Source organism: Arthrobacter sp. Y3224198, assembly GCF_059090025.1.
Window position 1 is genome coordinate 119,668 of record NZ_JBNHFG010000009.1, and the last position, 16,529, is coordinate 136,196.

The 16,529-nt window shown below is 66.3% G+C and carries 14 protein-coding genes; 8 read left to right on the forward strand and 6 right to left on the reverse strand.

The window, feature by feature from the left end; translation table 11 throughout:
- Positions 1-146 precede the first annotated feature (146 nt).
- The 5 genes from serA (at position 147) to metG (ending at position 6,471) form a co-directional block, all read left to right on the forward strand.
- Complete coding sequence (gene serA / locus AC5RUF_RS07410) at positions 147-1,742, forward strand: phosphoglycerate dehydrogenase (protein ID WP_493996654.1); 1,596 nt, start codon at positions 147-149, stop codon at positions 1,740-1,742.
- Between the two features lie 136 nt (positions 1,743-1,878).
- Positions 1,879-2,601: an ABC transporter ATP-binding protein gene (locus AC5RUF_RS07415; RefSeq protein ID WP_494130150.1), complete on the forward strand. Its 723-nt coding sequence runs from the start codon at positions 1,879-1,881 to the stop codon at positions 2,599-2,601.
- Entirely contained in the window at positions 2,598-3,965 is a 1,368-nt protein-coding gene (locus AC5RUF_RS07420) for an FtsX-like permease family protein (protein ID WP_494130151.1), read from the forward strand. Before AC5RUF_RS07415 ends, AC5RUF_RS07420 begins: the two co-directional genes overlap by 4 nt.
- Positions 3,966-4,034: 69 nt before the next feature.
- Entirely contained in the window at positions 4,035-4,850 is an 816-nt protein-coding gene (locus AC5RUF_RS07425; protein ID WP_494130152.1) for a hypothetical protein, read from the forward strand.
- 61 nt (positions 4,851-4,911) lie between these two features.
- On the forward strand, positions 4,912-6,471 hold the full coding sequence (metG, locus tag AC5RUF_RS07430; RefSeq protein ID WP_493997327.1) for a methionine--tRNA ligase: 1,560 nt from the start codon (positions 4,912-4,914) through the stop codon (positions 6,469-6,471).
- 60 nt (positions 6,472-6,531) lie between these two features.
- On the opposite strand, the gene AC5RUF_RS07435 is transcribed toward metG, so the two are convergent.
- From AC5RUF_RS07435 to AC5RUF_RS07460, 6 genes are all read right to left on the reverse strand, one after another.
- The gene (locus tag AC5RUF_RS07435) at positions 6,532-7,056 is read right to left on the reverse strand and encodes a hypothetical protein (RefSeq protein ID WP_493997328.1); all 525 of its coding nucleotides are present in this window, start codon (positions 7,054-7,056) and stop codon (positions 6,532-6,534) included.
- Positions 7,057-7,228: 172 nt separating this feature from the next.
- Entirely contained in the window at positions 7,229-9,730 is a 2,502-nt protein-coding gene (locus AC5RUF_RS07440; RefSeq protein ID WP_494130153.1) for an ABC transporter permease, read from the reverse strand.
- Between the two features lie 2 nt (positions 9,731-9,732).
- Positions 9,733-10,503 (reverse strand): ABC transporter ATP-binding protein, encoded by a 771-nt coding sequence (locus tag AC5RUF_RS07445; protein ID WP_493998028.1) that lies wholly within the window; start codon positions 10,501-10,503, stop codon positions 9,733-9,735.
- A gap of 69 nt (positions 10,504-10,572) precedes the next feature.
- Positions 10,573-10,887 carry an MmcQ/YjbR family DNA-binding protein gene (locus AC5RUF_RS07450; RefSeq protein WP_493998029.1) on the reverse strand — a complete coding sequence of 105 codons (315 nt, stop codon included), beginning with the start codon at positions 10,885-10,887 and terminating at the stop codon, positions 10,573-10,575.
- A gap of 17 nt (positions 10,888-10,904) precedes the next feature.
- Positions 10,905-11,639 (reverse strand): response regulator, encoded by a 735-nt coding sequence (locus AC5RUF_RS07455; protein ID WP_493998030.1) that lies wholly within the window; start codon positions 11,637-11,639, stop codon positions 10,905-10,907.
- 4 nt (positions 11,640-11,643) lie between these two features.
- Positions 11,644-12,849, reverse strand: a complete 1,206-nt coding sequence (locus AC5RUF_RS07460) for a sensor histidine kinase (protein ID WP_494130154.1) — start codon at positions 12,847-12,849, stop codon at positions 11,644-11,646.
- A gap of 123 nt (positions 12,850-12,972) precedes the next feature.
- Here AC5RUF_RS07460 and AC5RUF_RS07465 point away from each other — a divergent pair, with 123 nt between their 5' ends.
- The 3 genes from AC5RUF_RS07465 to AC5RUF_RS07475 all read left to right on the forward strand — a co-directional run bounded on the left by AC5RUF_RS07465 (position 12,973) and on the right by AC5RUF_RS07475 (position 16,004).
- Complete coding sequence (locus tag AC5RUF_RS07465) at positions 12,973-14,037, forward strand: 3-isopropylmalate dehydrogenase (RefSeq protein ID WP_494130155.1); 1,065 nt, start codon at positions 12,973-12,975, stop codon at positions 14,035-14,037.
- 62 nt (positions 14,038-14,099) lie between these two features.
- Positions 14,100-15,206 carry a branched-chain amino acid aminotransferase gene (locus AC5RUF_RS07470; protein ID WP_493997717.1) on the forward strand — a complete coding sequence of 369 codons (1,107 nt, stop codon included), beginning with the start codon at positions 14,100-14,102 and terminating at the stop codon, positions 15,204-15,206.
- A gap of 6 nt (positions 15,207-15,212) precedes the next feature.
- A complete protein-coding gene (locus AC5RUF_RS07475; RefSeq protein WP_493997716.1) occupies positions 15,213-16,004 on the forward strand; it encodes an MBL fold metallo-hydrolase in 792 nt (263 codons plus the stop codon).
- Positions 16,005-16,529 lie beyond the last annotated feature (525 nt).

Genomic DNA, 16,529 nt, shown 5'->3' on the forward strand with positions numbered 1-16,529 from the left:
TAACATCTGTACCGATTCGCGCTGCCCCCACCGGCAGGCGCTAGGCTCGAAAGGCAAGCCGTTTCGGTAAGGAGGCCGGACCCGTCGGGTCCGGCCTCCTGCACGAAAAACCCCACCTGAATCGTCCACAGCTAAAGAGGTCACCGGTGTCTGCCACCAAACCAGTCGTACTCCTCGCGGAGGAACTCTCGCCCGCCACCGTCGAGGCCCTGGGCCCCGACTTTGAAATCCGCTCCACGGACGGCGCCGACCGCTCCCAGCTCCTTACCGCGATCGCCGACGTCGACGCGATCCTGGTGCGCTCGGCCACGCAGGTGGACGCCGAGGCAATTGCCGCCGCCAAAAACCTCAAGGTCATTGCCCGCGCCGGCGTGGGCCTGGACAACGTGGACATCAAGGCCGCCACCCAGGCCGGCGTGATGGTGGTCAACGCCCCGACGTCGAACATCATTTCCGCCGCCGAACTGACCGTGGGGCACATCCTGTCCCTGGCACGGAACATCCCGCAGGCCAGCGCTGCGCTCAAGAACGGTGAATGGAAGCGCTCCAAGTACAGCGGCACAGAGCTGTTCGAAAAGAAGATCGGCATTATCGGCCTGGGCCGAATCGGCGCCCTGGTCGCCGCCCGCCTGCAGGGCTTCGGCACAGAGATTCTCGCCTACGACCCCTACGTCACCTCGGCCCGCGCGGCGCAGCTGAACGTGCGGCTGGTCAGCCTCGACGAGCTGCTGGCGGAATCCGACTTTGTCACCATCCACATGCCCAAGACGCCGGAGACCCTGGGCATGCTCGGTGCAGAGGCCTTCGCGAAGATGAAGGACACCGCCTACGTGGTCAACGTGGCCCGCGGCGGCCTCGTGGACGAAGCCGCGCTGTTCGACGCGCTGCAGTCCGGACAGATTGCCGGCGCCGGCGTGGATGTCTTCGTTCGGGAGCCCAGCACGGACCTTCCGTTCTTCGCGCTGGACAACGTGGTGGTCACTCCGCACCTTGGCGCCTCCACGGATGAGGCCCAGGAAAAGGCCGGGGTGTCCGTGGCGAAGTCCGTCCGCCTCGCCCTCGCGGGGGAACTGGTGCCCGACGCCGTGAACGTCGCCGGCGGCGTTATCGCCGAGGACGTGCGCCCGGGTATCCCGCTGATCGAAAAGCTCGGCCGCATCTTCACCGCGCTGTCGCACGACTCGGTGACCGCCGTCGACATTGAGGTGGCCGGCGAAATCGCGGCTTTGGATGTCAAGGCCCTGGAATTAGCCGCGTTGAAGGGCATTTTCACCGATATCGTCTCCGAGCAGGTCTCCTACGTGAACGCCCCGGTCCTCGCCGAACAGCGCGGCATCGAGGTGCGCCTGCTCACCACCCCCGAGGTGGACGACTACCGGAACCTGCTCACCATCCGCGGCGCGCTGTCCGACGGCACCCGCCTGGAGGTCTCCGGCACCCTGACCGGTCCGAAGCAGATCCAGAAGCTGGTGGGCGTCAACGGCTACGACCTGGAAATCCCCATCAGCGAGCACCTGATTGTGCTGATCTACCAGGACCGTCCGGGCGTCATCGGCGCCCTGGGCCGGATCCTGGGGGAGAAGGACATCAACATCGCCGGCATGCAGGTGGCGCGGAACGCCGAAGGCGGCCAGGCCCTGTCCCTGCTGACCGTGGATTCCTCCGTCCCGCAGGACGTGCTGGAATCCCTGCGTGTCGAGATCGGGGCCTCCGTGGCCCGCGAGGTTGACCTGCAGGACTAGCTGTTGCGCTGAAGGACCGGTTCCCGCCCCGGCGGGACCGGTCCTTTGCTTTCTCCGCCCAGGGTAGGAGGCCGTTACCCGCCGGATCATGCCCGGCTCCGACGCGGAGCGTGCCCTCAGGAACAAGCATGGAGGTATGACTACACCCATGCCCGGCGCCCCTCTGCTGGCCGCCGACAACCTGACAAAAACCTACGGCAGCAGCACGGCGCTGGCCGGAATCAGCCTCACCATCCACCCCGGGGAAGCCGTTGCCGTCATGGGCGCTTCCGGTTCCGGGAAAACCACGTTGCTGCACTGCCTGGCCGGAATTGTGCGTCCGGACACGGGCACCGTCCGGCTGGCCCGCAGCGGGGGATCACCGGTGGAGGTCACGGCACTGGATGACGAGGCCCGGTCCGCCCTGCGCCGCACGGACTTCGGGTTTGTTTTCCAGCAGGGGCTGCTGATCCCGGAGCTGACGGCCGGGGAGAACGTGGCGCTGGCCCTGATGCTCTCGGGGACGCCGCGGCAGGCCGCCGAACAGGCGGCATCTGCGGCGCTGGCCGCACTGGGGCTGGCCGGGATGGACGGGCGGCGGATCGGGGAGCTGTCCGGAGGACAGGCGCAGCGCGTGGCCATTGCGAGGGCCCAGGTCACCGGTGCCGGCATCCTCTTTGCAGACGAACCCACGGGGGCCCTGGACTCGCACACGTCGGCCGAGGTGATGGAACTGTTGCTGCGGACCGTGGAGGGCACCGGACGTTCGCTGGTGGTGATCACCCATGACGCCGGCGTGGCGCGCTGGTGCGGCAGGGTGGTCACGCTGGCCGACGGCCGGATCGTCTCCGATACCGCTGCGGCGGGCCGGGCCCGATGAACGCCACCGCCATTCCCGCCGCCCTGGTCCGGGCCGTGGACGCCTCGGCGTTGGGCGTTCCGCTGCGCATCACCTGGCTGCTGAACCGTCCCGGTACGGCCGGACGGGAGAAGGCCCTGCTGCCCGTCGCTGCCTTCGCGGTGGTGACAACCCTTTTGCTCACCGTCCTGGCCGGGGCGTTGTCCTTCCTCCAGTGGGGGGATGAGGAAGGGATGCTCTACCAGCTGCTGGCCTGCTTCGCTCTGCTGCTGCTGGTGCTGCCCCTGATGACCCTGGGCGGTTCGGCGGCGCGCCTGTCCGCCCGCCGCCGTGATGAGCACCTCTCAACGCTGCGCCTGCTCGGAGCCTCTGCCCGCACGGTTCGGCAGGTAACCGTCCTGGAGGCCACGGTCCAGGCCCTGGCCGGCGCGTTGGCCGGCGTGGCGGGCTACCTGCTGTTTGCCCCGCTGGTGCAGCTGATCCACTTCCGCGGCGACGCACTCGGGTCTGCGTATTGGCTGCACCCGGCGGCCGGACTGGGCGCCGTGCTGGCAGTGGTGCTCCTTGCGGCCGTCAGCTCATCCCGGGGACTGCGTAAGGTGGTGGTTTCCCCGCTGGGGGTGCGGACCCGGGCTGCGGCGCAGAAGGTGCATTGGAGCCGGGCCGTTATTGCGGTAGTGGTCCTGGTTGCCTGCAGCCTGGCCCTGGCGATCCCCGGAGCCGCTGCTGCCGTGGCCATCATGATCATCTTCGGTGTGTTCGCGGCAGGGATGTCCGTCCTGAACCTCGTCGGTCCGTGGCTTGTGGCCCGCACCGCCAGGCGTCGCCTGCGCCGAGCAGACACGCCGGCTGCACTGCTCGCGGCCCGCATCGTGCTGGATTCACCGAAGGCAGCCTGGCGGCAGGTCAGCGCCCTGTCCCTGGTCTGCTTCACCGCCGTCGTTGCCGGCTCTGCCGCCGCCGCGGTGCAGGGCAGCCAGGCAGAGGGACCGCAGGACTTCCTGCTGCAGGACCTCATGACCGGTGTACTGATCACCGTGGTGGCCGGCTTCCTGATGGTCGCCTGTTCCGCGGGCATCAGCCAGGCAGCCACCGTCCTGGACCGCGGAGAGCTTTACCGCAGCCTGGACCGGATGGGCATGCCGCGCGAGGTGATCGAGGCCGCGCGTATCAAGGCTGTGATGCAGCCCCTGGTACTGGTCTGCACCGCATCGGTTGCCACCTCTGCCGTGCTGCTGTTCCCGCTGGTGGGGGCAGCACTGTTGTTCGCACCGGCGTCGATGGTGATCCTCGCCGCCACTGTGGCCGCCGGCGTGGGCCTGGTGCGGGCAGGACTTGCCGCTACCGCCCCGGTGCTGACCTCGGTGCTGGAGGCCGGCCGCTGACCGGCGGCAGCTTGGGCGCTACACTGACTCCGGAACCGGACGCCGGGCCGCATCAAGGGGGAGATGTCAGTGGAGCACGCACAGTCAGGCGGCCGGTCCACGGATACAGTCGGAGCGGAAGAGGACCCGTCACCGCTGGATCGCAGTTGGATCGGTGTATCCATGCTGCTGGTGTGGTGGGCAGTGTTGTGCATGGTTTTTGCCCAGGACCTGCCGGAAGGGGCCCTGCGGCAAACGGCAAGCGCCGTGGCCGCCGCCGCAGCGGGCGTACTTGTCGGCCTCGCGGTTTTCGTGCCCGCCCGCCCGTCCGGCCTCCGGGTACGGGCGACGGTCTATGCGGTTCCCGTGCTTGTGCTGACCTTGCTGACCGCATTTACCCGCCAGGAATACCCTGCAGCGCTTTCCCTGGCGCTTTTGCCGGCGTGGGCACTGGTCACCGCGTTGTACGGGGTGCGTGGAGGTCTTTCAAAAGGCACGCGCGCCGTGTGCACCTACGTCGCGGTAGGCGCCGGGGGAATCGGCCTGGGGGTGGTCGCCTTCTTCTTGATGCTGGCCCTCGTGTTTGCCGAACTCCCCGGGACGGTAGTGCTGCCATGGGCGCTGCCGCTCCTGCAGCTTTTCCTACTGCGCCGCCCGCAGTACCGGCGCCGAAATCAGGCTGTCGGAGTGGAGATAGCCCTCGCGGCCTTGCTGGTGCTCTACGGCATCATCAGCATGTTCACGGGCCGGGGACCGAGCTTCGCCGGCATCATGGCCCTGTTGGCGTATGTCGCAGCAGTGTCCCCTACCTGGGCGCTGGTAGCCCTGGGCCGTGCCGACCGCTCCGAAACGGCGCAGTACCCGATACGGGATGAGCCTCGCCTTCCCGCCCCGCCCCGCGCCTGACAGGCAGGACCCGAAGAGTCCCAAAGCGACACCGGCGGCCAAAACAGGGTAATTTTCTTATGTGACTTCTTCCGATTCCAAGACCCCGTTCTACATCACCACGGCCATCTCCTACCCCAACGGCGAACCGCACATCGGGCACGCCTACGAGCACATCGCCACTGACGCCATGGCCCGCTTCAAGCGGCTGGACGGGTACGACGTGTTCTTTATGACGGGCACGGACGAGCACGGGCTGAAGATGCAGCAGTCTGCGGACAAGGAAGGCATCACCGCCAAGGAACTGGCGGACCGCAACTCCGCTGCGTTCAAGGCCATGGAAGCGGACATGGGGAACTCCTATGACCGGTTCATCCGTACCACCGACGCCGACCACTATGCCGCCGCCCAGGCCATCTGGAAGCGGATGGAGGACAACGGCGACATCTACCTCTCCAAGTACTCCGGCTGGTACTCCGTCCGGGATGAGGCGTACTACACCGAGGACGAAACCGAGGTCCGCGACGACGGTGTGCGCTACTCCAGGGAAACCGACACCGAGGTGACGTGGACCGAAGAGGAGAGCTACTTCTTCCGCCTCTCCGCCTACCAGGACAAGCTGCTGGCCCTCTATGAGTCCCAGCCGGACTTCGCTGCCCCGCGCTCGCGGTTCAACGAGGTCATCAGCTTCGTCAAGGGCGGCCTTGAAGATCTCTCCATCTCCCGCACCACCTTCAACTGGGGCGTGCCCGTGCCCGGCAATCCGGACCACGTGATGTACGTCTGGGTGGACGCGCTGACCAACTACCTCACCGGCGTCGGCTTCCCGGACACCGAAAGCGAAGCGTTTCGGAAGTACTGGCCAGCGGACGTGCATGTGATCGGCAAGGACATCTCCCGCTTCCACGCCATCTTCTGGCCGGCCTTCCTGATGTCCGCCAAGCTGGAACTGCCAAAGCGGATCATGATCCACGGCTTCCTGCACAACAAGGGCGTCAAGATGTCCAAGTCGCTGGGCAACGTGGTGGCGCCCAAGGAATGGGCCGACCAGTACGGCCTGGACTCGGTCCGGTTCTTCCTGCTCCGCGAGGTCCCCTTCGGCGCGGACGGCTCCTACAACCACGACGCCGTCGTCGGGCGCATGAACTCCGACCTCGCCAACAACCTCGGCAACCTGGCCCAGCGCTCGCTGTCCATGGTGGCCAAGAACTGCGGGGGAGCCGTACCGCAGCCGGGTGCATTCACGCCGGAGGACACAGCCCTGCTGGAAGCAGCCGGGAACCTGCTGCAGATCTCCCGCGAAGCGTACGACGTGCAGGATTTCCACGGTGCGCTGGAAGCCACCTGGAAGGTCCTCGGCGACACCAACGCGTACTTTGCCGAACAGGCACCCTGGGTCCTGCGGAAGACCGACGTCGAACGCATGAACACCGTGCTCTACGTGACGCTGGAGGTGCTGCGGATCGTGGCCATCCTCATCCAGCCGGTGATGCCGGGCAGTGCGGCCAAGCTGTTGACGGTCCTTGGCCAGGACGACGACGCCGCGCGGCAGTTCAGCGCCATCGCTTCGCCGCTGGTGCCGGGTACCGCGTTGCCCGCGCCCACCCCGATCTTCCCGAAGTACGAAGAGCCGGCGGAGTAGGTCCCGGACAGCAAAAAACACCCCCGGCACAGCGCCGGGGGTGTTTTTTGTGAGCCAGGCTCAATCAGTAGCCAGGAAACGCTCTACGGCAGTCTTCTCCATGACCTCGGCCACGGTTTCCTGCTGCCCGCGGGCCATCTCGATCAGTTCCTGCAGCCGTGCCGCGTTGAACCGGTGGTCAGCGGTGGAGAGTACCAGCAGGGTCCGCCAGAGGGATTCCTTCATCCGTACCAGCGACTGGAGGGATTCCAGTTCGAGCTGGCCGGTGGCGCCGCCGCCGGTGCTGAGGGGATTGAGCGGCCCCAGTTTGCCTGCTGCGGCGCCCACTGCCGCCGCGGCAGCCTTGACCTTGCTGCGCGAGTAGCCCAGCGCGTGGATGAGGGATTCCAGCTCATCCCGCTCATCAGAAATCTCCTCGGCAAGGCGGGCGAAGGTCTCCTCGTACGGCGAACCCTCCCAGGTGCGCTGCGCGGCGGTGAAGAGCCGGACGCCGGTTTCGGCGCCAATGAGGTGGTCGTCCAGGTACGCGGCGAGGTCTTCGCGTCCCGGAGTGGAGCTGCCGGGGGTGGCTTCCTGTTGGGTCATGCTGATCTCCTTACGCCTGCAGGCTGCCGGGCCAACGTAGCCGGGGTAAGCCTGCTTAGTAATTTGTCCTTCCCTGTATCCTTGCAGATCCGCGGCCCGACCGCGAGGCAGGTGCCCCGCAGCCGGACCGCGGACGTGCCGTACCGGTGATGTGCGGTACCGGTGCTGCCGGTCAGTCGGCGGCCAGTCCCGCCACCGGGGAGAGGCGGGCGGCGCGCCTTGCCGGGAGGACCGAGGCCGCAAGGCCGGCCAGCAACGCCACGGCCAGGACACCGAGCAGCTGCAGCCACGGCACGGACAGCGCCACGGAGGCAAACGAGCCGAGCGCCGACTGTGCACCCAGCCAGCCGTACACCGACCCCAGCACGGCGCCCATCACTGCAGCCACCCCGGCGATGAGGACGGCTTCCAAGGCCAGCATGCCGCGCAGCTGTCCGCGGGTCAGGCCCAGCGCCCGCAGCAGTGAAGACTCGCGGGTGCGTTCAAGCACTGATAGGGACAGAGTGTTCGCCACGCCCACCAGGGCAATCACCACGGCGACCCCCAGCAGGCCGGTGACCACCATCAGCAGCACATTGATGACCTGTTCATACGCGGCACGTTCAATGGCGGAGCCGTCCACGGCATAGTCCTGGACGTCCAGCCGTTCCGCCAGGTCATCACGCAGGTCCATGAGGGCGCCGGGGTTCAGCCCGTCCTCCACGGACAGCCAGATCTGTGGCATCGGAACATAACCGGCGGATTCCGGCAGCGGTGCGTGGCCGCCCAGGTCCGCTGCCGTGGAAGCGCTGATCAGTGGGCGCAACTGCTTGCTTTCGGAGACCAGGACCTTCAGCTCCACGCTCGAGGTTGCCCCGGTGACCGTCACGGTTTCATCCGTGACTCCCTGCGGCATCAGGATGGTGTTGTCATCCAGTACCAGGTTCGAGTCCTGCAGGACCTTTGCAGCGTCGGCAGGGTCCAGGGCGTAGACGTTGTACGCCCCGAATGTTTCTGTGTCAGTGGTGCCGGCCACGGATACCAGAACGGCGTCCTTCACGCCCTCCATGGTGCTCACGGTGTCCGCGTCGGCCGGCGTGAATGGACGGTCCACTCCGTCGACGCTTACGTCTACCGGGAATTCCCCGGCCAATACGCTGTCCAGGGACGTCCGTACCGTTGCGGCTCCGGTCATCATCATGGTCACCAGGGTGACGCCGATCAGCAAAGCGGACGACGTTGCAGAGGTCCGCTGCGGATTGCGCACGGCATTCACTGCGGCAAGCTTGCCGGGCACACCCAGCGGTGCAGCCACCTTACCGACGGTCCGGACCAGTGACGGGACAAACAGGGTGGCGCACATCAGTACGCCTACGAAGCTGAGAATGCCGCCGGGCAGGGCCACCAGGAGGTCCGCGGACACCGCGCCCACAGCCAGCAGGGCTGTGCCCCCTGCCAGCAGCACCAATCCCAGGACCAGACGCACCTTGCCTCGCTTGGTGCCGGCACGGACATCCTCGGCCGGACGCAGAGCCGCCAGCGGCGCCACCGCGGTGGCCGCCCGGGCAGGTACCAGCGCCGAGAGAACGGTCAGCGTGATGCCCGCCGCCAGGCTGGCCACCACCGAGAGGGGAGACACTGCGAGGGTCGCAAAGCCGCTCTCGGGAATGGTTTTCAGATAGGCGATAATTCCGCCGACCAAGGCAATTGCTGCCAGTACCCCCGCAATCGAGGAGACGGTCCCCACTACCAGCGCTTCCACAATCACGGAGCGCCGGATCTGTGAACGTTCGGCCCCGATACAGCGCAGCAGGGCAAGTTCGCGGGTGCGCTGGGCCACCAGCACGGAGAACGTATTGGAGACCACCAGGGCGCAGACCAGCAGGGCCACCGCCGCGAAGGTCAGCAGGATGATGGTCAGGACGTCTTCTCCACCGGTGAAGCCGGCTACCACCACGTCCGTCTGCTCCGGGACGGTGCGGACCACGACGTCGTCCATGCCCGCCTCTGCAAGGGCCTGTTCCGCCGCGGCACGTACGTCTTCCACCTTTGCGCCGTCGGCCAGCGCCAGCTGGATGGTGTCGAAACCGTTTTCGGCAATGGCGAACAGTTCGGCGGTGGCGTCCGTGGCGTAGAGCTGCGCTATGCCCATGCTGCTCGGATCCTTGGACGGAGCCACCACCGCAGTGACCGTCACCTTCGTAGCGCCCACATCATTAACGCCGTCGGTGAGCTCCAGGACAGAGCCTTTGGACAGGCCCTCCCGCTCTGCGGTGTCGCTGTCAACGGCCACCTCACCGGCGGAGGCCGGCAGCGTGCCTTCGAGGACATCAACGGGCAACAGCTTGGTGTACTCCGGAATGTTACTCACTCCGGCCAACACCGTGTCCCGGCCGGAGCCGAAGTTGGCATAGCCCTGCAGCACCGCGTAGCTGCCCGCGAGGCCGGGAAGATCACCGACAACGCTGAGGGTGTCCTCGTCCAGGATCACCGGATCGGAACGGAACTGGTCCCCGTTCAGTATCAGGTCGGCATTGCGGTAGCTCTCGCCCACGCTTTGGGCCAGGGAGGCCTTGGAGGAGGAATTAATGACCAGGGTGGCCGTCAGGAAACCGACGGCGATGAGGACCGCCAGGGAGACGGCAATGAACCGGCGGGCGTTCAGGCGCACCTGCGCCAGTGCTACCTGCAGCATGCTCAGGCACCCAGCTTCGTGAGTGCTGCGAGGACGGAGTCCGGTGTCGGGTTGGCCAGTTCGCCCACCAGTTCGCCGTCATTCATCAGGACCACCCGGTCCGCGTAGGACGCTGCCACCGGATCGTGGGTGACCATGATGATGCTCTGGCCGAACTCCTTGGTGGAGCGGCGGAGCAGGGACAGGACCTCGGCGCCGGACTTGGAGTCAAGGTTTCCGGTGGGTTCGTCGCCGAAAAGCACATCAGGGCGGGTCAGCAGTGCCCGTGCAACTGCGACGCGCTGCTGCTGGCCGCCGGAGAGTTCGTGCGGGCGGTGCTTCAGCCGGCCGGTGAGGCCGAGGGTATCGGTGATGCTGTCCAGCCATGCCCGGTCCACGGTGCCGTTGGCCAGGGCAACAGGCAGGGTGATGTTCTGCTCCGCCGTAAGGGTGGGGACCAGGTTGAAGGACTGGAAGACGAATCCCACGCTGTCCCGGCGAAGGCGGGTCAGGGCTGCGTCGTTCAGCCCCGTCAGTTCGCTGCCGCCAATCCAGATCCGCCCCGAGTCCGCGGTATCCAGGCCGGCGAGGCAGTGCATCAGGGTTGATTTGCCGGAACCGGAGGGGCCCATGATCGCAGTGAAGGTGGCCGTTTCGAAACTGACGTCCACGTCCTTCAAGGCGTGGACGCGGGTTTCCCCCGTTCCATACGTTTTGTTCAGCTGCTGCGCGGCAGCGGCCAGGCGTGTTTTTCCCGTGCCGGGGACAGGATTGTGCTCTGCGAGTGTTTTCATACCCCCCACGTTATGGACCCGGAGGCACCTGCCACATCGGGCGGGAGTACTGTCCCTCACCGGGGGGTCTCATACCGTGGGTGGAAGCGGGCCGGCCAGCCGGTAGGACTCTCGGAGCATTTCGGCGAGTTCATTCCGCGGCACGTGGGACAGGCGCATGAGGACCAGCAGGGGAGAGTTGTTGTGGTGCGGCGTCCAGAAGTACACATCCGGGTCGAGGGCCGCCAGTGCGTCCCGTTCCGTGGTTTTGACGGTAAGAGTGTCCCCGTCCCACATCCGGGCCATCAGGCTGCGGGCAAACCACGCCGGCTGCTTCCAGCTGAGGCGTTCCGTGACGCCGGGCAGGGAGCGGCATACAGCCCGGACATCCTCGACTGTGGCCATGTGCCCTCCCGATTACCCTAGGGTGCGACAATCCCGGTCGCGTAGGCAATCACTACGGCATGCACCCGGTCACGCGCGTCCAGTTTGGCCAGGATGTGGCCCACATGGGTCTTGACCGTGGCTTCGGAGAGGAACAATCGGCCGGCGATCTCCGGATTGGAGAGGCCCTGCGCAATCAGCGTGAACACTTCGAGTTCCCTCGGGGTCAGCGAAGCGACGGCAGCGGCGTGCGGGCTGCCCGGGGTGCCGGCGGTGCGCAGCAGGGGAGCTACATGGTCCAGAAGGCGCCGGGTGGTGGAAGGGGCAATGACGGCATCGCCGCGGTGCACCGTACGGATGGCCTCCAGCAGCTCCTCCGGCGGGGCGTCCTTGAGCAGGAAGCCGCTGGCACCGGCCTGGATGGCGGAGAGGGCGTATTCGTCCAGGTCGAAGGTGGTCAGCACCACCACTTTCAGGTCCTCGTTGCGTACTCCGCCGGGGCCGGCCGCCAGCAGCTTCTCAGTAGCCTCTATGCCGTCCATGCCGGGCATCCGGACATCCATCAGGACGACGTCGGCCCGTACCGCGGCCAGCGCAGCGAGGGCTTCGCCGCCGTTGCCTGCCTCGGCCACGACGTCGAGGTCCGGCTGGGAGTTGATCAGCATCCGGAAACCGCCCCGGACCAACTGCTGGTCATCCACCAGCACAACCCGGATGGGATCGGCAGGGGGTACTGCGGAATCGGACCCGGGGGTCCAGGGGGAATGGGGCACGTGCCTACGCTTCCGTATAGGGAATGAATGCTTCGACGCGGAAACCTCCGCCGGCCGTGGGGGCTGCGTCCAGGGTTCCATCGTAGAGGGCAAGGCGTTCACTCATTCCGGTGATGCCCTGGCCCTTGCCGTCCGTGGAGAGCCCGGCCGCGGCGCCGTGCCCGTCGTCACGGACGGTGATGGCCAGGCCCTTGGCCGACCACTGCAACGCCACTTCTGCGCTGGCACGCGGTCCGGCGTGCTTGAGGACGTTGGTCAGGGATTCCTGGATGACCCGGTAGGCGCTGAGCTCCGCACCCTGCGGAAGCGGGCGGCGGGGAGTTCCCTGGGCCTGGACCGCAACATCCACGCCGCCCCGCCGGACCGAGTCCACCAGCGCGTCAACATCTGCCAGGGTGGGCAGGGGGCGGGTGGAGGCCGCTTCGTCGCCGCGGAGGACGCCCAGCAGGCGGCGCATCTCCCGCAGCGAGCCCCGGCCGGTCTCTGCAATCACTCCGAGCGTCTTCGGTGCTACTTCCGGATCCTCGGCGCTCGCATACCGCGCGCCGTCGGCCTGGGTGATGATCACGGACAGCGAGTGCGCCACAATGTCATGCATTTCCCGGGCAATGTGGCTCCGTTCGTCGGCGGCGGCCAGATCCCGTTCCTGTTGCCGTTCAACTTCGAGCCGGTGTGCCCGGTCCTCGAGCGCCTGGACGGCTAGGCGCCGGGTGCGGGTCAGGTCACCGAACGTCCAGGTCGCCAGCAGCACTGCTTCCAGGGCGATCCACACGGGCACGCCTTGCACCAATGCGATCTGCAGCGCATATCCGGAATCCATATACGGTAGAACCGCGTACTGCGCCACGAAGAGGACCCCGCCGACCGAGGCGAGTGAGAAACCGCCAACACTGGCCCATCGTGGTGCGAAGGCGGCCAGGGAATACACAGTGACGTACACAAAGATGTCCGCCGGCAGTGCGGTGACCGGTACGAGGAACAGCTGCAGGACGCAGGCGGCGGCCTGGGCTGCGGCCGCGGGAACCGGGCGGCTGCGGCGCCAGGCCAGGCTCATGCAGATGACCGCGGACAGGAAGAACTCGACGTACTGTCCTCCCCGCGTTACCAGGAAAGGGCCGGCGAAGATGAGCGTGGCGGCTATGGCCTGCCAGAGGTTCACTTTTCCGGGGTTCGCCTGGAGCCAGGCATAGATACGTCGGTGCACAAGCATGATTACCAACTCTAGGGCTCCCAGCGGCGCTGCGCGTCATACCTGGGGTGGACTCTCCGCGTAAATGACCAGCATGTGAGATGACTTGTTCAGTATGCGGACCCTGTTCCTAAGATGGGCCGTATGAGCGAAGAACAGCCCTCAGTTATTTCCCTGGCAGTCATTCCCGGTGACGGCATCGGCCCGGAAGTCACCGCCGAAGCCGTGAAGGTCCTGGAAAAGGCCACCGCCGCCAGCCCGGTCAGCTTCGAGCTCACGGAGTATGAGCTTGGTGCCGAGCACTGGCTGCGGACCGGCGAGACCCTGCCGGACGCCACGCTCGAGGTAATCAAGACGCACGATGCCATCCTGTTTGGCGCAGTGGGCGCCGCCCCGGGGGACAAGAGCATGCCGTCCGGGCTCATCGAGCGGGAGTTGCTGCTGAAGCTGCGGTTCAGCCTGGACCATTACGTGAACCTGCGGCCGGCCGTGTTGTATCCCGGCGTGGCCAGCCCGTTGGCCGCCCCGGGTTCCGTCGATTTTATTGTGGTGCGGGAAGGGACGGAGGGTCCCTACGCCGGCAACGGGGGAGTGTTGCGGGAAGGGACCCCGCAGGAGATTGCCACCGAGGTTTCCCTGAACACCGCGCACGGCGTCGAGCGCGTGGTCCGCGATGCGTTCCGGCGCGCCGCCGCCCGGCCCCGGCGCAAGCTGACCCTGGTCCACAAGCACAACGTGCTGGTGAACGCGGGCCGCCTGTGGAAGCGCACCGTGGAAAAGGTTGCCGAGGAGTTCCCCGAGGTCACCCACGACTACCTGCACGTGGACGCGGCCACCATCTTTATGGTGAGTGATCCCTCACGCTTCGACGTGATTGTCACGGACAACCTGTTCGGGGATATCATCACCGATCTGGCTGCGGCCATCACCGGCGGCATCGGTCTGGCCGCCTCAGGCAACCTCAACATGGACCGCACGTACCCGTCCATGTTCGAGCCGGTGCACGGCTCCGCCCCCGATATCGCGCGGCAGCAGAAGGCCGATCCCACCGCGGCGATCCTTTCGGCAGCCCTGATGCTGCGCCACCTGGGCTTTGAGCCGGAGGCGTCCCGGGTGGAGGAGGCCGTAGCCGCGGATATCGCTGCGCGCACGGATCAGCGCCGGTCCACCGCGGAAATCGGCGATGCCATTGCCGCTGCCGTGTCATAAGCTCTGTACCTAACAAACAAGTAGTCGTAGAACGGGTTTTTGCCGTTCACCGTGGAGGAATCATGACCGTCAGCGCACTGGAATTCAGCCAGGAGCTTTCCACCAACCCGAAGTCCGCCGTCGAGCGGGCAACCATCCTGGCGAACCCCGGATTCGGCGACTACTTCACCGATCACACCGCCGTGATTGATTGGAAGGCGGGGGAGTCCGGCGAAGCGCAGTGGCAGAATGCCCGCATTGAGCCGTACGGCCCCATCTCCATCGACCCCGCTGCCGGCGTCCTGCACTACGGCCAGGAAATCTTCGAAGGACTGAAGGCCTACCGTCACGCCGACGGCTCCGTGGTCACCTTCCGCCCCGAGGCCAACTCCGCCCGGCTCAACCTCTCCGCCCGCCGTCTGGCACTGCCGGAGCTTCCCGAGGAACTGTTCCTGGATTCCCTCCGCCGGCTCGTGGCCCTGGATAAGGACTGGATCCCGGACGGTGACGGTGCCGCCCTGTACCTGCGTCCGTTCATGATCGCCACCGAAGCCTTCCTGGGTGTCCGGCCGGCCCGTGAGGTGTCCTACCGCGTCATCGCCTCTCCGGCCGGCAACTACTTCGGCGGCGAGCTGAAGCCGGTGTCCATCTGGCTCTCCACCAAGTACGCCCGCGCAGGCCGCGGCGGCACCGGGGAGGCCAAGTGCGGCGGCAACTACGCGGCGTCGCTCATCGCCCAAATGGAAGGCGAGGCCAACGGCTGCAAGCAGGTGCTCTTCCTCGATGAGTTCAATGACAACGCCGTGGAGGAACTGGGCGGCATGAACGTCTTCTTCGTCTTCAAGGACGGACGCCTGGTCACCCCTTCCCTGTCGGGCACCATCCTGCACGGCATCACCCGCTCCTCCGTGCTGCAGCTGGGACGGGACCGCGGGATGGACGTGCAGGAACGCAAGATCACGCTGGATGAGTGGCGCGACGGCGTGGCTTCAGGCGAGATCTCCGAGGTCTTCGCCTGCGGTACGGCAGCGGTCATCACCCCGGTGGGCCAGCTGAAGTCCGAGACCGAGGTCATCGGATCCGCCGACGCGAAGCCCGGAGAAGTCACCATGTCCATCCGTGAGCAGCTGCTCGGTATCCAGACCGGCACCGTGGAAGACACCCACGGCTGGCTGACCCGCCTGGCCTAGGCACCTATGTCCATCCCCTCGCTTTCGGAGTCCGGTTTGGTTCGCAGCAGCGACCTGACCCGGGTCCGGCTTGCGCCCAACCCCGGGCCGATGTCCCTGGACGGCACCAACAGCTATGTCCTGGCCGGTCCGGGCTCCGGAAGTACGGTGGTGGTGGATCCGGGACCGCTGGATGAAGGACACCTTCAGGCCCTGGCAGCGGCGGGAACGGTGGAGCTGGTGCTCATCACGCACCGGCACGCAGACCATACTGAGGCAAGCCGCCGGTTCGCCGAACTGACCGGCGCCCCGGTGCGGGCCTTTGACCCGGACTTCTGCGTGGACGGTGCCCCGCTGAGCGCCAATGAGGTGATCCAGGCTGCAGGCGTGGAGATTCGTGTGATCCCGGCACCGGGCCACACCTCGGATTCCGTCTGTTTTTTCCTCCCGGACGACGGCGCCGGCGGTTCCGTCCTTACCGGTGACACCATCCTTGGGCGGGGGACCACGGTGCTGGACTACCCGGACGGTACGCTGGGGGACTACCTGAGGACGCTGGAGACACTGTCCGACCTGGGCCCGGCCACGGTGCTGCCGGGCCACGGACCTGTCCAGCCGGACCTGAGTTCACTGGTGCTTACCTACCGGGACCACAGGGAAGAGCGGCTGGAGCAGATCCGTGCGGCACTTACCTCTCTCGGGACGGAAGCAGGAGCGGCAGAGGTGGCGGACATGGTGTATTCCGACGTGCCGGCCAACGTCCGCGCTGCCGCGCAGCTGTCGGTCTCCGCGCAGTTGGCTTACCTTCGGGGAGAGTAGCCGCACGTGCCGCAGACCACTGGGGACGGGCTTGCGCATGAGGCGGTGAACGCCCTTAAATGGATACGTCGGCCGGTACTGCAGGAGCTGGAAAATGCAGTGCGGCAGGTCACGTCCGGGCGGTTTGCCAGAACTGCCGGGCGTGTGTAAAGTTGAATGAGTCGCCGCAGCCGGGACGCTGAAATAAGCGCCCGAAGCATGGCGGCCAACCCCAACAAAAATCTTAGGTTGAACCGTTGCGCGCCCTTCGGGTGGCCGGCGGATAAGACCGTGATGGATGCTGGGGCCGGAACGGCGGTTTCAACGCTTTCCAGGTCTTCCGAAAGGAAAAACCGGAATTGCGGAAAACGCCGGAATGGAATAAGATGGAAAACCTTGCAGCGAAGAAGAAAAGGAAAACATTGTTTTCCCGAGTATTTTCGGATTGCGTCTGTTGTTTGAGAACTCAATAGTGTGCCAAGTTTATTGATACCAATTATTTTGATTGGTTGAATCGACCGTGCCGCCCACCCCGTGGGTTGGTCA

What these genes read in the sequence shown, in the direction of transcription:
- AC5RUF_RS07415 (WP_494130150.1), top strand. Translation starts at nt 1,879, where the DNA reads ATGACTACACCCATGCCCGGCGCCCCTCTGCTGGCCGCCGACAACCTG.
- AC5RUF_RS07420 (WP_494130151.1), top strand. Translation starts at nt 2,598, where the DNA reads ATGAACGCCACCGCCATTCCCGCCGCCCTGGTCCGGGCCGTGGACGCC.
- AC5RUF_RS07435 (WP_493997328.1), bottom strand. Translation starts at nt 7,056, where the DNA reads ATGACCCAACAGGAAGCCACCCCCGGCAGCTCCACTCCGGGACGCGAA.
- AC5RUF_RS07440 (WP_494130153.1), bottom strand. Translation starts at nt 9,730, where the DNA reads ATGCTGCAGGTAGCACTGGCGCAGGTGCGCCTGAACGCCCGCCGGTTC.
- AC5RUF_RS07445 (WP_493998028.1), bottom strand. Translation starts at nt 10,503, where the DNA reads ATGAAAACACTCGCAGAGCACAATCCTGTCCCCGGCACGGGAAAAACA.
- AC5RUF_RS07450 (WP_493998029.1), bottom strand. Translation starts at nt 10,887, where the DNA reads ATGGCCACAGTCGAGGATGTCCGGGCTGTATGCCGCTCCCTGCCCGGC.
- AC5RUF_RS07460 (WP_494130154.1), bottom strand. Translation starts at nt 12,849, where the DNA reads ATGCTTGTGCACCGACGTATCTATGCCTGGCTCCAGGCGAACCCCGGA.
- AC5RUF_RS07465 (WP_494130155.1), top strand. Translation starts at nt 12,973, where the DNA reads ATGAGCGAAGAACAGCCCTCAGTTATTTCCCTGGCAGTCATTCCCGGT.
- AC5RUF_RS07470 (WP_493997717.1), top strand. Translation starts at nt 14,100, where the DNA reads ATGACCGTCAGCGCACTGGAATTCAGCCAGGAGCTTTCCACCAACCCG.
- AC5RUF_RS07475 (WP_493997716.1), top strand. Translation starts at nt 15,213, where the DNA reads ATGTCCATCCCCTCGCTTTCGGAGTCCGGTTTGGTTCGCAGCAGCGAC.